This is a genomic window from Pseudomonas abyssi (genome assembly GCF_002307495.1).
GTDB lineage: Bacteria > Pseudomonadota > Gammaproteobacteria > Pseudomonadales > Pseudomonadaceae > Halopseudomonas > Halopseudomonas abyssi.
Genome location: NZ_NTMR01000011.1, coordinates 159,918 through 173,741, shown reverse-complemented (window position 1 = coordinate 173,741; position 13,824 = coordinate 159,918). Strand labels below are relative to the sequence as shown.

Here is a 13,824-nt window from a genome sequence, read left to right as displayed (position 1 = left end):
TTCACTTCTGGAGGCGTCATGGCAGGCTTCAACACCGAGAAAGTACTCAGCGTGCACCACTGGACAGATACCCTGTTCAGCTTCAAGACCACCCGTGACCCGGGTTTCCGCTTCAAGAACGGACACTTCATCATGATCGGTCTGGAAGTGGAAGGTCGCCCGTTGATGCGCGCCTACAGCATTGCCAGCCCGAACCACGAGGAAACCCTGGAGTTCTTCAGCATCAAGGTGCAGGACGGCCCGCTGACCTCGCGCCTGCAGAACATTCAGACCGGCGATCAAATCATGATCAGCCGCAAGCCGACGGGCACTCTGGTGCTGGATCACCTGATCCCCGGACGCAACCTGTATCTGCTGAGCACCGGCACCGGTCTTGCGCCCTTCATCAGCATCATTCAGGACCCGGAAACCTACGAGCAATATGACAAGGTCATTCTGACCCACGGCTGCCGCAATGTCAGCGACCTGGCCTATCAGGAACTGATTACCGACACCCTGCCGAACAACGAGTACTTCGGTGATCTGGTACGCGAGAAGCTGATCTACTACCCCACGGTCACCCGTGAGCCCTTCCGCAACGAAGGCCGCCTGACCGACCTGATGAACAGTGGCAAGCTGTTCGAGGATATCGGCCTGCCGAAATTCGATCTGGAGCAGGACCGCTTCATGCTCTGCGGCAGCCCCAGCATGCTGAAGGATTGCTGCGAGATCCTCGACGCTCACGGCTTCCAGGAAGCCCGCCACGGCGACCAGGGTCACTACGTGATCGAGCGTGCCTTCGTCGAGAAATAAGCGGCCCGCCGTCACGAAAAAGCCCCGGCGCTCACGCGCCGGGGCTTTTTTATGGTTCTTCACGGAATCTCGGGAAAGACAGAAACAAGAACGCCGGTTTGAGGGATGATGTTAGTGCGAACAAACACATCCACAAACCGGCGTTCTTGTGCACGATATTAATACGTTTCTGCCCTTTTGGGAGGGCTTTTCTGTCACTTCAATCCGGCCTGACGGCGACGACCTGCTGATCGACCTGATTCCGCAGCCCACCCGATTGCCCACCTGCAGCGGCTGCCATCAGCCCAGCACCACCATCCACGAATACTGCCAGCGCTCAATCCGTGACTTATCCATCCTTGGCCGCACGGTGCGGTTGAATGTGGAACTGCGGCGCGTCGGGTGCAGCACATGCGGCAAGAGAATGGAATCAGTCCGCTGGCTTGACCGCTATTCGCGAATGACCAAGCGCTTGGCCGAAGCTGTGATCCAAGCCTGTCAAAGACTGCCCACTCTGCACGTCGCCGAGCTGTTTGGTTTGCATTGGGACAGCGTGCGCTTGCTGGAGCGACGGGCGCTACAAGACGCACTGGAGAAGCTACCGAAGGCGCAGCCCAGGCGCTTGGTGATGGATGAGTTCGCTCTGTTCAAAGGGCATCGCTACGCCAGCGTGGTGCTGGATGCCGATACCCGCCGGGTGTTGTGGATTGGCGAAGGGCGTAGCCGAGCTGCTGTCAGACCTTTTTTTGAAGCGCTGGGGGCGGAGGGCTGCGCGCGGATCGAAGCAGTGGCAATGGACATGAACACCGCATTTGACTTGGAGGTGCGCCAACACTGCCCTCAAGCACGCGTTGTTTATGATCTGTTTCATGTGATCGCCAAGTATGGGCGAGAGGTGATTGATCGGGTACGGGTCGATGAGGCCAATCGCCTGCGCCATGACAGACCCGCCCGCAAGGTGATCAAGCAAGCACGGTGGCTGCTGCTGCGTAATCCAGAAAATCTCAAGCGAGAAGATCAGCAGGTACATCTGCAGGATCTGCTGGCGGCGAACCAATCGCTGATGACGGTTTATTTGATGAAGGCAGAGCTCAAAGCACTGTGGTCGCCCGCCACCGCCTGGGGCTGGCGATCAGCATGGAAGCAGTGGCTACGCCTAGCTGATGAAAGTGCGATACCGGCGCTGAAGCAGTTCGCTAAACGCCTGAAAGGATACTGGCGCGGCATCCTGAGCAGGGTGCGCTGGCCGATGCACACGGGTCAGCTGGAAGGTATCAACAACCGGATCAAGGTGATCAAGCGGATGGCCTACGGCTACCGGGACAGCGAATTCTTTTTCATGAAGATCAAGAATGACTTTCCCGGCAATCCGTGAAGAACCTTTTTTATGCCTTGCCGCCCCGCGGCCCCGCAACAAACCAGATAATCAACCCCAGTAGCGGTAGCAGCACCACCAGCAGAATCCACAACAGCTTGGCTCCCATGCCCGCGTTACTCTGCAGGATGTTGATAATGGCCCAGATATCGCCAATCAGAATCAGCAGACCGATCAGCCCACCACCGGTATTCATGTTCATGCAGCACTTCCTTTATTGGGTGTATCCACAGTATAGGAAGCCTGGCGAATTTCGCTGTCAGATCTCCAGCGGCGCCAGCCTGACCAACGCAGACTGGGCAACCGGCTGATACGCCAGGGCACTTTCTGCTGCGGCCGTATCCACCCAGCTGCAGGTGTCGCCGGGCGTGGGCAACATGCATTGCGACAAACCGGCAGGCAAGGCCAGGCGATCACCAGCCCGCAGAGCAATGAGCAGTACCGACGACTCACTGAGCAGGCATAGCCTCACCCGCCCCCGCTCTATTCGGCGCTCCAGTGCCCCGCAAACAAAAACCTGGGCACCATCAATGCACTCCTCCGGCTGTTCATAGGCAGGCGCACCGTGGCACTCGTGTTTACACTGGGCACCGGGCGTAACCGGCGCCTCGGCCGGCAACAGCGTTATGCCCATCGCCGCCAGCTCGGTTTCAATATCCTGCCTGTGAGTCAGTACCCGACGCGGACACTGCAAGTCCTCCGCGCCGTAGACCGCCAGAATGCTCATCCAGCCCCCTTGGTTGATTGGTCGCCCAGGCGCCGCAGCAACAGCAGCATGCCGACAAAGGCTGCCAGCGCGGCAGCGGCAAACGTCAGCGTGGGCCCCATGCCAGCCCAGGCATAACCGGAACACAGTGCACCCAGCGCACCGCCAATGCCGGCCAGCGTGGCATAAAGCGCCTGCCCCTGTCCCTGATACCTTTCGCCAAAACGCTGCTGCACCAGATGAATGGAGGCAACATGAAATGCACCGAAAGTCGCGGCATGCAGCAGCTGGGCAAACACCAGAACCAGCATCTCCTCGGCCAGCTTACCAAGCAACAGCCAACGCAGCGCCGCCAAAGCAAAGCTGACCACCAGCAGTTGCCGCAGGCTTATCCAGGCCAGCAGGCGGTGCATGAACATAAACAGCACAATCTCGGCCAGCACACCCAGAGCCCAGAGCATACCAATGAGTCCACGGCTGTAGCCCAGCGCCTCAAGGTGAATGCTGAGAAAGGTGTAATAGGGCCCATGCGACAGCTGCATCAACGCCACGGCCACAAAAAACGCGGGCACGCCGGGCTGGCGCAGACGCTGCACGAATCCATCACCGGCCACTGCTGCGCTGGCAGGCTGGCGTGGCGGCTGCGGTACCAAGGTGCTGCACACTGCAATCAGCAGCATGATGCCGAACATCGCCATGGGATAAACAGCCATGCCGGCACGCTGCAGCAACAGGCCCAGCAAGACTACGGTAAGGATAAAGCCAACCGACCCCCAAAGACGCAGTTGACTGTAGCGCGCTGATTGACTACCCAGGTGTGCCAGTGTAATGGCTTCAAACTGCGGCAAGACGGCGTGCCAGAAGAAGCTGTGCAGCGCCATGATCGCCGCCAGCCACCAATAGTCCTGCCGCCAGAAGATGCCCGCAAAACAGAGCGCGGTCAGCAGCGCGCCGACGCGAACAATCAGCAGACGCTGCCCGGTAGCGTCCCCCAGCCACCCCCACAGGTTGGGCGCAATGCAGCGCATCAGCATGGGTATCGCAACCAGCTCGCCGATGCGCGCCGGCGAAAAGCCGAGCGATTCGAAATACAGCGACAGGAAGGGCGCTACCCCGCCCAGCAGGGCGAAGTAGGCAAAGTAGAAACCGGACAGCCGCCAGTAAGGCAGCGGTGCCCCCGCGACCGCACTCACGGCTGCCCGCGCCGGATCAGAGTTGACCCAATACCGGTGTGGTGACCTTCACGTCGGCGTTCTGCGCGCGATGGCGTAGCAGATGATCCATCAGCACCAGCGCCATCATCGCCTCGGCAATCGGCGTGGCACGAATGCCCACGCAGGGGTCGTGGCGACCCTTGGTGATCACATCGACCGACTCACCGTTCACGTCAATGGAGCGACCAGGGGTGGTAATACTGGAGGTGGGTTTGAGCGCAAGGCTGGCGACAATCGGCTGACCAGAGGAAATGCCGCCCAGCACGCCGCCAGCCTGGTTGCTGACGAAGCCTTCCGGCGTCAACTCATCACGGTGCTCGGTGCCGCGCTGGGCTACGGAGGCAAAGCCGGCACCAATTTCGACCCCCTTGACCGCGTTGATGCTCATCAGCGCGTAGGCCAGCTCGGCATCCAGACGATCAAAGATCGGCTCGCCCAGCCCCGGCGGCACGCCGTCGGCGACCACGGTGATTTTGGCGCCGACCGAGTCCTGGTCACGGCGCAGCTGATCCATGTAGGCCTCCAGCTCGGGAATCTTGTCCGGGTCGGGGCTGAAGAAGGCATTGTCGTTGACACCATCCCAGCTCTTGAAGGGGATCTCGATGGGCCCCAGCTGGCTCATATAACCACGCACCTGGATGCCTTGGGCGGCCAGGTACTTCTTGGCAATCGCACCGGCAGCAACACGCATTGCGGTTTCTCGCGCAGACGAACGGCCGCCACCGCGGTAGTCGCGCAGGCCGTACTTGTGGTGGTAGGTGTAGTCGGCGTGGGCCGGGCGGAACAGGTCCTTGATCGCCGAGTAGTCCTTGGACTTCTGATCGGTGTTGCGAATCAGCAAGCCAATCGGGCAGCCGGTCGTCACCCCTTCAAACACCCCGGACAGGATCTCGACCTCATCGGCCTCCTGGCGCTGGGTAGTGTGGCGGCTGGTGCCGGGCTTGCGGCGATCCAGATCACGCTGCAGATCCTCACTCGACAACGGCAGACCGGGCGGGCAGCCATCAACAATGGCGACCAGCGCCGGGCCGTGGCTTTCGCCGGCCGTGGTAACAGTGAAGAGGGTACCGAGCGTGTTTCCAGACATACCAAGAACCTGAGCTGAACATGGGCAGTGCGGCAGTATACCCGCTGGCCGTTAACGGTGACAGTCTGCGGCCCGGCGGGTAGGCTACGCCCTCCTCATTTAACGCCGGAGCCTTCATGAGCGAGCTGCTGCCGTTATTGCTACCCGACAACCTGGCTCCGCACTGGGCGCTGATACTGATCCTCGCCGCCGCCCTCACTTCTGCGGTAACTGCTGCGATGGGCGCCGGCGGTGGTGTCATGCTACTGGCGATCATGGCGCTGATCATGCCGGCTGCCGCGATCATTCCAGTCCACGGCATGGTGCAGCTGGGGTCCAATGCCAATCGCGCCCTGATGACCTGGCGGCATATCAACATGCGGGTCATCGCCTGGTTTTTCCCCGGCGTGGTGCTGGGCGCACTGGCCGCCAGCCTGCTGCTGGTACGCCTGCCGCTGGCCGTGGTACAGCTGAGTATCGCGCTGTTCATTCTGCTGCTGTGCTGGGGGCCGGCAATACCCAAGGTGGCCACCGGGCCTGTCGGCACCCTGCTCGCCTCGGTAATCACCAGTTTTCTCAGCCTGTTTGTCGGCGCCACCGGCCCTCTGGTGGCCGCGTTTATCAAGCAGCAACAGGCGCATCAGCGCCTGCAGACCGTGGCAACCTTCGCTGCTGCCATGAGCCTGCAACACTTGCCAAAGGCCTTTGCCTTTAGCGCCGCAGGGTTTATCTTCTATGACTGGCTCGCCCTGATGGCAGCCATGATCGCCGCTGGCGCACTGGGCACCTGGCTCGGCCTGCATCTGCTCAAGCGTATGAGTGACACGCACTTTGGACGACTTTTTAACCTGGTGCTCAGCTTGCTGGCTGCTCGCCTGATCTGGGAAGCTGCGTCCACCTGGTGGTGACATTACAGAAAACCGTCATTCGGCCGATACAGGCTGGAGAGGTGCACAAGCACCCGTAGTCCCCCAGGATGACAGCATGACCTCAACCGACGCACTGGCTGACCGCACTCCCCCGGAGCAAAGCGCCCCGCGGGATCCGTTCGCCCGCGCCAAACCGTCGGATGCCTACTGGGTGCAACTCAAACCGGTGTTCAAGGCGCGCATGCTGGTACATCCGGAGAAACTTGCGCAGATCGCCGTCACCCAGGAACAGGCAGGCCTGCTCGAATTGCTGCGCCTGCAGGTGCGCTTTGAAGGCGAACCGCTCGCCGAGTCCGGCAACCGGATGGAAGTGCTGGTAGACCACAAGCGCAAGCGGGTGCGCTTCGGCCCGATTGACGGTGTGCAGATCCAGCCCAGTCAACGCGGACTGGGCACCTTCATGCTGGCCCAGTTGATTCACTGGTGCCAGCGTTATTGCGGGGACTACGCCGTGACCCCTATCACTCTGCGCGACAGCGACAGCGCCACCGAAGATGCCCGCAAGGCCCGTGACACCATCCTCAGCCACGCCGGCTTCAGCATCACCCCGCTGGACAGCGAGGCCGGTACCGCCCTCGCCCAGGCCAACCGGGTCAACGATCTGATCGGCAGCTGGAATACCGAGCGCATACAACCTCTTCAAATCAATACCCTGTTGGCCCAACTGCGTGAGCACGAAGGGCTGAACCAAAAGCAAAGCGCCCAGATCAACCAGCTCGAGTCAGCTATCGCCAGTTACAAGCGCGCCGACCTGGGCAACCGCTTCGCCATCGGCTGTCTGATTGTCTTCTCGATTTTCCAGGCGTTGATGCTGCTGTGGGTAGTACTTCGCTGAGCCAACACCCAGCAACGACCTGCGCAGCGAACGCCACGCAGGAACCGCTAAAACGCGTTACAGGCTCTCGGCAAACAGTGACTGAAAGTAACGGCACTGCTCTGCGCTCAGCACAAACACACCGTGGCCACCCTGCCGGAATTTGACCCACTCAAAGTCCACCTCTGGCCACTCGGCCATAACATGCACCATGCTGTTACCCACCTCGATCACCAGCACACCATCCTCGGTCAGATAATCCGCCGCTTCAGTCAGCATCCGGCGCACCAGATCCAGGCCGTCCTCCCCTGCGTCCAGTCCCATTTCCGGCTCGTGTCGATACTCGTCGGGCAGCAAGCTCATGTCTTCGGCATCCACATAGGGCGGATTGCTGACAATCAGATCAAAGCGCTCACCGGCTAGCCCGTCGAAGCCATCCGACCAGCGCGCCTCAACACGCTCGGCCAGTTCGTGCATCTCGATATTCTGTTCGGCCACCGCCAGCGCATCGGCAGACAGGTCCGCCAGCACTACCTCGGCCTCAGGAAACGCGTAGGCACAAGCGATGCCAATACAGCCACTGCCCGTGCACAGATCCAGAATGCGCAGCGGCTCGCGCTCCAGCCAGGGTTCAAAGCGACCGTCAATCAACTCAGCAATGGGAGACCGCGGCACCAGCACCCGTTCATCCACCACGAAATCCAGCCCGGCAAAACGTGCATGCCCGGTCAGATAGGCGGCAGGCATGCGCAGCCGAATGCGCTCCTCCAACAACGCCACAACGGCGTCACGCTCCTCGTCGGTAATGCGACAATGCAGATACTCCTGCGGCGTTTCCCAGGGCAGGTACAGGGCGTGCAGCACCAACAGCCGCGACTCGTCCCAGGCATTGTCGGTGCCATGACCAAAAAACAGCTCGGCCTGATGGAAGCGACTGACGCCCCAGCGAACCAGATCCTGAATGCTGTGCAAAGCGGCGTGTTCACTCATGATGGAAGAGTCCTTGTTCAAAGCAGGCTGCCATTTTACCCGCCAGGCCGCCGGCGACCAGCCGCGAATGAAAACAAACACCGGCGGTATCGGGCGCCAGGCAGGCTTTTCGATAAGCTGCAGCTGTTACACTAGCCTTTTTTGCGTAGCGGCCAGCAGCATGACACAGGACTTTTCTCCCGACGACGATCTCGACCTTTTCCGTCAAGCCGTGCAGGGCGCCAAGCGTCTTAAGCACGACCGGGCCGAGGTCGGCAAAGCCCCGCGCGACCGCGCCAGCATCGCCGCCAGTCGCCAGCGTGCGACCCTCAAGGACAACTCCGTCGTGGTCGATGGCCTGTCAGACCAGTTCGTCATAGATGTCGACCCCGAGCAGGAGCTGGCCTGGGCAGCAAACGGTGTGCAAGACGCGCAGCTACGCAAACTCAAGCAAGCGCAGATCCCCTTCGACGGCTCGATCGACCTGCACGGCATGACGATCGAGCGCGCCCGCGAGCTGCTTTGGGCCTTTCTAGCCGAAGCGGTCAAGCAGGAGATCCGCTGCGTACGGGTTACCCACGGCAAGGCCCGCCGGCTGGACGGTCGCAAACCGATGATGAAAAGCCACGTCAACACCTGGCTCAGGCAGCACGACAAGGTGCTCGCCTTTACCTCCTGCATTCCCCGGCATGGCGGTACCGGATCAGTCTACGTGCTGCTGCGCAGAAACATGCTTGAAGGAAGGGACGACTGAGGAGCAGTTGGCAGCTGGAAAGAAAAAGCTCGGCAAGCGCTTTCACCCGCTTAACGTCTTTGCTGTATAGACAAGCCGTCGCCTACACACTGGCGCGCGCCGATAATCAGGCATTTCGCTTCAGCCACTCAGCTGCCGCATCCCCCATGGTTTTCGGCGTGCCGTCACGCATCCAGGCCATAAAGGACCTGTCAAAGCGGAACGCCGGGCCGCAAGCCTCACGCATAAAGCGACGCACATTCTGGGTGTTGCGATACCCCGCATTGACTGGCGTCTGCGGAGTGATCACGTCTCGATGCCAATCAAAGGCAGCGAGTTCCAGAGTTTTACCTTTCACGCTTATGCCCTCACAGTCTTCAAGCTGGGAACGCCCGAAAGGCGTCCCAAAAGGTCACGCCAACGCGCGTGCTACTCGGCAAAGCCCACAAAACTGGCCACCTCTGCCACCTCACGGCGCCGTGACACCACCGCATTGGCCGGGAAGCTGTCATCGGGGTAGCCCATCGCCACGCAGATAATGATCACCTGATCATCCGGGATACCCGCGTGTTCGCGCACCACCGGTGAATGCATGATGCCCTGGCTGTTGACCACACAGCCCAAACCGCGAGACCAGGCCGCATTAACCAGACCATTGACCAAAGCCCCACAGTCGAACTGGGCAATGTCGCCCTCACGCAGCTGGCGATCATAGGTCACCACCACCGAGACCGGCGCATCGAATTGCCGAAAGCCGCGTAAGACCCAGTCCTGCCGCTTTTCCTTATCGTCTCGGGCAATCCCCATGGCCTCAAACAGCTGCACCGCGATCTCCACCTGGCGCTGGCGGTGAACCCCCTCGTAGCTGCCCGAGTCACGGGTTTCCTTGGACGGCGCTACGCCGGTGACCATACGCTCGGTATTCTCCGCACGAATGCGGTCCAGCGGCTCGCCGGTCAGCACATGCAGGTGCCAGGGCTGGGAGTTCATTGATGACGGCGCCCGCGTGGCCAGACTGATGACCTCCTCAAGCACCTCGCGCGGCACCGGCTGTTGCCGAAAAGCACGGATACTGCGCCGCCCCAACACCACATCATCGTAATTCACCGCTGCACTCCTCCTGCATGAAACCTCGACTTGTTATTCGCCGACGGTAGCACAACAAACAGGGCGGCTGATGACGGTCAGCCGGCGGCTATAAAGGGGTATTCAGCAACTGAGGGCAAAGAGGTAAACCAGACAAGGAACACCCTCCTCAGCCGCGATGAACATTGTCATACTCATCCGCCCTGGGCGTAGCCTGAATGCCACGCGCCTCTTGTTCGCGGTAGTAGGTCTCGATGCTCAACTCTGGGTCGATGCGAGCGCGCAGAATGCAAGGCCGTTGTTGCCAACGATAGGCTGCGTTGCGGCGCATGGATTCATGCTGGCCGCGTCGTTGCCAGGCGCGGGCATTGGTATCGCGCCAGCGGCGTGGTGGCCTGCCGCGTTGAGCATCGTACTGCGCGGTGGCCGGATCAAGGTGGCGGAATTGCTCCAGCACCGGCAAATCCGGCAGCGGCTGACTGGTATCCATATAGCGCTGCAGACAGTCCCAGAACGCCATCGCCTCCTCTGGTGACAGCCCCAAGGGATGCAGTTTGCCGCCCAAGAACACCTCACAGGTGGTGTATCTGTGGTGTAGCCAGAGCGCCATACCACCGCTGCCGTGGGAGCCGGGGCGGTATTCCATGGTGATATCGAACTCATAGAACGGCGCCACAAAGGGCTTACGAAAGCGACGTGCAACGGTCACCATTCCGGTCTGACGGTTAAATCCGCTGCCGTCGTATTTGAAAAGACGCAGGTAAAGAGCGATCAATAGGTCAAAACCGATGGCGGCCATAAATATGGATAGTCCCATGACCACTGGAAACCAGAAAATTTCCACGTCCTTGTCAAGTCCAAAGTGCGCAATAGACACACATACAACGCTTACTCCTAGGCCCGAGATTGCGTGTATCAAGTAAAGTTTGAAGCTTCTCTCCCAGTATAACCAGCCACTTAGACCTATCATAAACAGAGAGATAACAACTATAGCCATTGGCAAAACGACAGACTGGTGACTCGCATAATAACCATTTGGAAGCAGCGCAATCACCGAGGACATCCAAAACACCCAAGTAAAAACGAGCAGCGAAAAATACTTAAAGTAAATAAACAATAAAATTATTTTATTAAAATTCTCAAATCGCCAGCGCTGATGATTGCAATAAATATCGCCACCACCAGTGCGCTCTAGCCACATTTGCTCCATACCCTGCAGTTGCATATCAACCACCTGCCAAGGGTCAAAGCCAGCATAATGCCCCCAGCTCAACTGAGTACGGCGAAGATTGGTACGGTTTTCGTCTTGCTGCCACTTATGAGGAGGCTGCCGGGGTATTTGGGTCGAATCGTAGGCACTGGCGGCATACACAGTGCTAGGCAGTATTTGTTTCATAGGGAATCACGCTCACTTAGCGCAATCAGCCAGTAGGGGGCGCTGCCATCAACATCACGCTCCTCGGGAAATCGTTGCGGGTCAAAGGCAGCCCAGTCACGGGCGGCGGGTTGCGGTAGCACCAGATCATCGAAGGCAGGAAAGGGGTCATTCGGCCTGCACTCTTGCCGCCCCAACACAAACTGCGCTCTCACTCTAAGGGCGTACTGCATTTGCATCAGGCCAGTGTGAGCCTGACTACCAATATGCGGCAGGACATAGACAACGCGGCTGGCGTCCATAACCACCGCGCCCAGCTTGTAATGAGAAAGCGGCCTAGCTGGCAGACGCTTCCAGCCTGTCTGGTGCCCCCTAACCCACTGCAGCTCCGAGGCCATTAACCGGAACCGGCTGTCGTTAGGATATTGGTCCAGCAAACCTGACTGCAGCTCAACTACCCAGTCGAGGGGGTGCAACTGCCGCTGGCTCGCACGCGCAGCCAGCTCCAGTTTTCGGCGTTCCTCTTGCGGCGCTACCCCTGTCCAGACGCTCCAGCGAGAGATCTTTGCCTGCGGCTCGCCAATCGCCCCCAGCAGTTGCTGGTAGGCGATTTTAGGGTCGTTCATATGTGGCAAGCGATGTTCAATACCGAAGGGGCCATGTTTGATCGCCTGCTCAATCGCACCGTCGGCCATCAGCGCCGCCGCTAACGCGCCGCCGATGAGCAACACCACACCCGCCGCCAGCACCCAGGGACTTGCCAGTATACCTATCGTATACAATGCCCATATTGCGCCGCCCCCTGCCGCTATAGCGTTCGCGACCGAAACGTCTTTGTCGCCAGCATCGAAAGCGCGCTTGGCGTCCCAGGCAAAAATCAGGGCTGTAAAACCCATTGCGGCGCCCCCCGCTACGCGAGAAGCATTAAGCCAAGTACTACCAGTACGCTTCTGCAAGTTTCCCGCCCATCGCGCGGACATTCTTGAGACATCAATGCGTCCCTGCTCCCACAACACATACCAAGGCGACCGTATCCCTGAACTCTCTAAGACCTTCAAAGCTGCGTTGTTAGAAGCAAGTAACAAGTCCGCAAGGGCAGAAATACCACCGAATCCCCAGCGCACACTTTGATCGTCTTCCAGCAGCCCCGTCGCCCCTGTTGTATTTAGGTGCAAGTTATAAGCAGCCATCACCGTCGCCAACAGCGGCAACGCGGGCGACTTGGCTAGTTGCGCAGCCCGTCCAACATTAGAGACGCCCACCCGCCAGCTATTAAGCTCCTGCACCAGCGGGTCGTTTGCCGGGGCAGCGACAACCATCAGGCGGCCCAGGTCTTTGCTCGCAAAGTGGTTCGCCTTCGCGAGCTTGCCGCTGGAGGTGCCGAGCACGTCTCCGGAACGGCCCTGCAGGTTGCTGTAAAGGTAGTTTTCTCGAGTCAGCGTGGCTCGTTCACTGGGTGTCAGTCCAAAACTCAGGCCAGCGCCATGTACGCCCAGCACCACCATATCCTGCGCCAGCGCCTGACCTTGGGGTAGAAACTGAAGCGACTTTGCCTTGGAGTGAAGCGACTTCAGCAACCCCATTGTGGGTGTAAACAGGCGCGGCAACTCCACCTGCACAGTAGAGGGATCAACTCGCAACTTTCGCAACGTCATCAGCATCACTTTCGACAAATGCGCCAGCCACTCATCAACTGCCAGCGCCAGATTTTGGGTGGAGTACTGATAGTTGGCATCGCCCTGGCTTTCCATTCCTGCAAACAGCGCGAGGGTACTGATACCCATATTCTCTGGGTCTGCCGGCTGCGCTTCTGCAGCAAGCTCTGCCAAACGGCTCGCCAGCTCCGGCAGCTCACCCTCCCCTGCGACAAGCGCTGTGCGCGTCAGCGGGTGACTGGCTTCAGCCAGGTGGATTACCAGGCGTTCTATCGAGCGCGACAGCCGGCGGCTGTCCGCCGCAGTGCTGCGGGCATCGGTATCGTGCGGCAGGCGGCCAAGCTGTTCCAGTAGCTCTATCAAGAGGCTGTAGGGCTCAAGCAGCCGTTCATCCCGGGTGTAAATCCAGTCGTTCCAGACGACCGACAGACCGCCGTGGCACAGCGACATGGTGCGATCGAGTTGCCGGTGCAGACAGTCGCGCGCCATGCGCCGCTCCTGCTCCATCATCGACTTGTCCAGTGCCTGGGTGTCGACCTGCGCGCGCAAGCTCGCCAAGGGCGCATCGGTCGACATGGCCCACTGATGCAGTAGCTCGGCATACCGGCCATGGGGCTGATAGGGAATCAGCGCGTTGCAGGTTTGCAGGGTTTCAGTCGCCAAACGGGACTGCTCAACAGCATGGCGAAATTCGAATAGCGGATCATTCAGCAACAGGCCGACCAGCTTGGGATAGCCGCGCAAGGCCTTATCCGCCAGCACATCACTGGCAGCCGGCAGATCTGGCAGCGCCTGTGGGCCTTCTGCGGACATGTGTTCGGCCAGGGCCTGCTGGTGGCGGTGCAAGCGTACAAGCGGCTCGTCAGGGCTTAGCTCCAGCAGTGCGGGCGTGAAAGTGTCAGGACTGCTGAGCAGGCACTCAAGATGCAGGTCTCGAGGGCGCAGGCCGCCCTCCAAGGCGTCGACCAGCACGGCGGGCATCGCAAGAGTCGCTCGCCAGTGCTCCTTGCCGACAACGGCTGCCGCCCAGGCAGGCGCTACATTCTGGCAGCGTGCCTTGACCCGGCTACTGTCCGCTTCGAGCCATTTGATGTACTCCCAACTCCAGGGCATCTCGCTATAGGCCATGTC

At 59.9% G+C, this 13,824-nt stretch carries 14 protein-coding genes; 5 read left to right on the top strand and 9 right to left on the bottom strand.

The window, feature by feature from the left end; translation table 11 throughout:
- Positions 1–18 precede the first annotated feature (18 nt).
- Together CNQ84_RS09930 and CNQ84_RS09925 are read left to right on the top strand one after the other, a co-directional pair.
- Positions 19–792 (top strand): ferredoxin--NADP reductase, encoded by a 774-nt coding sequence (locus CNQ84_RS09930; protein WP_096004710.1) that lies wholly within the window; start codon positions 19–21, stop codon positions 790–792.
- Between the two features lie 148 nt (positions 793–940).
- Positions 941–2,146 carry an ISL3 family transposase gene (locus CNQ84_RS09925; protein ID WP_096004709.1) on the top strand — a complete coding sequence of 402 codons (1,206 nt, stop codon included), beginning with the start codon at positions 941–943 and terminating at the stop codon, positions 2,144–2,146.
- A gap of 10 nt (positions 2,147–2,156) precedes the next feature.
- On the opposite strand, the gene CNQ84_RS09920 is transcribed toward CNQ84_RS09925, so the two are convergent.
- The 4 genes from CNQ84_RS09920 to aroC all read right to left on the bottom strand — a co-directional run bounded on the left by CNQ84_RS09920 (position 2,157) and on the right by aroC (position 5,153).
- The gene (locus tag CNQ84_RS09920; protein WP_096004817.1) at positions 2,157–2,342 is read right to left on the bottom strand and encodes a PLDc N-terminal domain-containing protein; all 186 of its coding nucleotides are present in this window, start codon (positions 2,340–2,342) and stop codon (positions 2,157–2,159) included.
- Between the two features lie 63 nt (positions 2,343–2,405).
- A complete protein-coding gene (locus tag CNQ84_RS09915) occupies positions 2,406–2,873 on the bottom strand; it encodes a hypothetical protein (RefSeq protein WP_096004708.1) in 468 nt (155 codons plus the stop codon).
- Positions 2,870–4,045, bottom strand: a complete 1,176-nt coding sequence (locus CNQ84_RS09910; RefSeq protein WP_096004707.1) for an MFS transporter — start codon at positions 4,043–4,045, stop codon at positions 2,870–2,872. Before CNQ84_RS09910 ends, CNQ84_RS09915 begins: the two co-directional genes overlap by 4 nt.
- Positions 4,046–4,061: 16 nt before the next feature.
- The gene (gene aroC, locus CNQ84_RS09905) at positions 4,062–5,153 is read right to left on the bottom strand and encodes a chorismate synthase (RefSeq protein ID WP_096004706.1); all 1,092 of its coding nucleotides are present in this window, start codon (positions 5,151–5,153) and stop codon (positions 4,062–4,064) included.
- 116 nt (positions 5,154–5,269) lie between these two features.
- Between aroC and CNQ84_RS09900 the strand changes: the two genes are divergently transcribed.
- Positions 5,270–6,040, top strand: coding sequence for a sulfite exporter TauE/SafE family protein (locus CNQ84_RS09900; RefSeq protein WP_096004705.1), 771 nt, complete (start codon positions 5,270–5,272; stop codon positions 6,038–6,040).
- 76 nt (positions 6,041–6,116) lie between these two features.
- Complete coding sequence (locus tag CNQ84_RS09895; protein ID WP_096004704.1) at positions 6,117–6,896, top strand: hypothetical protein; 780 nt, start codon at positions 6,117–6,119, stop codon at positions 6,894–6,896.
- Positions 6,897–6,953: 57 nt separating this feature from the next.
- Here the strand turns inward: CNQ84_RS09895 and prmB are convergent, their stop codons facing one another.
- A complete protein-coding gene (gene prmB / locus CNQ84_RS09890; RefSeq protein ID WP_096004703.1) occupies positions 6,954–7,865 on the bottom strand; it encodes a 50S ribosomal protein L3 N(5)-glutamine methyltransferase in 912 nt (303 codons plus the stop codon).
- Positions 7,866–8,025: 160 nt separating this feature from the next.
- Between prmB and CNQ84_RS09885 the strand changes: the two genes are divergently transcribed.
- Positions 8,026–8,598: a Smr/MutS family protein gene (locus CNQ84_RS09885; RefSeq protein WP_096004816.1), complete on the top strand. Its 573-nt coding sequence runs from the start codon at positions 8,026–8,028 to the stop codon at positions 8,596–8,598.
- A gap of 106 nt (positions 8,599–8,704) precedes the next feature.
- On the opposite strand, the gene CNQ84_RS09880 is transcribed toward CNQ84_RS09885, so the two are convergent.
- The 4 genes from CNQ84_RS09880 to CNQ84_RS09865 all read right to left on the bottom strand — a co-directional run bounded on the left by CNQ84_RS09880 (position 8,705) and on the right by CNQ84_RS09865 (position 13,674).
- Positions 8,705–8,935, bottom strand: coding sequence for a DUF6434 domain-containing protein (locus tag CNQ84_RS09880; RefSeq protein ID WP_235827222.1), 231 nt, complete (start codon positions 8,933–8,935; stop codon positions 8,705–8,707).
- A gap of 71 nt (positions 8,936–9,006) precedes the next feature.
- Positions 9,007–9,684 (bottom strand): nitroreductase, encoded by a 678-nt coding sequence (locus CNQ84_RS09875; protein WP_083728191.1) that lies wholly within the window; start codon positions 9,682–9,684, stop codon positions 9,007–9,009.
- A 148-nt stretch (positions 9,685–9,832) separates the two neighbouring features.
- On the bottom strand, positions 9,833–11,059 hold the full coding sequence (locus CNQ84_RS20760) for an A22B family peptidase (RefSeq protein WP_245841309.1): 1,227 nt from the start codon (positions 11,057–11,059) through the stop codon (positions 9,833–9,835).
- Positions 11,056–13,674, bottom strand: a complete 2,619-nt coding sequence (locus CNQ84_RS09865) for a hypothetical protein (RefSeq protein ID WP_133065889.1) — start codon at positions 13,672–13,674, stop codon at positions 11,056–11,058. Before CNQ84_RS09865 ends, CNQ84_RS20760 begins: the two co-directional genes overlap by 4 nt.
- Positions 13,675–13,824: the final 150 nt, after the last annotated feature.

Bases quoted from the DNA above. Each gene is read 5' to 3' on its own strand.
- CNQ84_RS09930 (WP_096004710.1), top strand. From the start codon at position 19: ATGGCAGGCTTCAACACCGAGAAAGTACTCAGCGTGCACCACTGGACA.
- CNQ84_RS09920 (WP_096004817.1), bottom strand. From the start codon at position 2,342: ATGAATACCGGTGGTGGGCTGATCGGTCTGCTGATTCTGATTGGCGAT.
- prmB (WP_096004703.1), bottom strand. From the start codon at position 7,865: ATGAGTGAACACGCCGCTTTGCACAGCATTCAGGATCTGGTTCGCTGG.
- CNQ84_RS09915 (WP_096004708.1), bottom strand. From the start codon at position 2,873: ATGAGCATTCTGGCGGTCTACGGCGCGGAGGACTTGCAGTGTCCGCGT.
- CNQ84_RS09900 (WP_096004705.1), top strand. From the start codon at position 5,270: ATGAGCGAGCTGCTGCCGTTATTGCTACCCGACAACCTGGCTCCGCAC.
- CNQ84_RS09865 (WP_133065889.1), bottom strand. From the start codon at position 13,674: ATGCCCGCCGTGCTGGTCGACGCCTTGGAGGGCGGCCTGCGCCCTCGA.
- CNQ84_RS09895 (WP_096004704.1), top strand. From the start codon at position 6,117: ATGACCTCAACCGACGCACTGGCTGACCGCACTCCCCCGGAGCAAAGC.
- aroC (WP_096004706.1), bottom strand. From the start codon at position 5,153: ATGTCTGGAAACACGCTCGGTACCCTCTTCACTGTTACCACGGCCGGC.
- CNQ84_RS20760 (WP_245841309.1), bottom strand. From the start codon at position 11,059: ATGAAACAAATACTGCCTAGCACTGTGTATGCCGCCAGTGCCTACGAT.
- CNQ84_RS09885 (WP_096004816.1), top strand. From the start codon at position 8,026: ATGACACAGGACTTTTCTCCCGACGACGATCTCGACCTTTTCCGTCAA.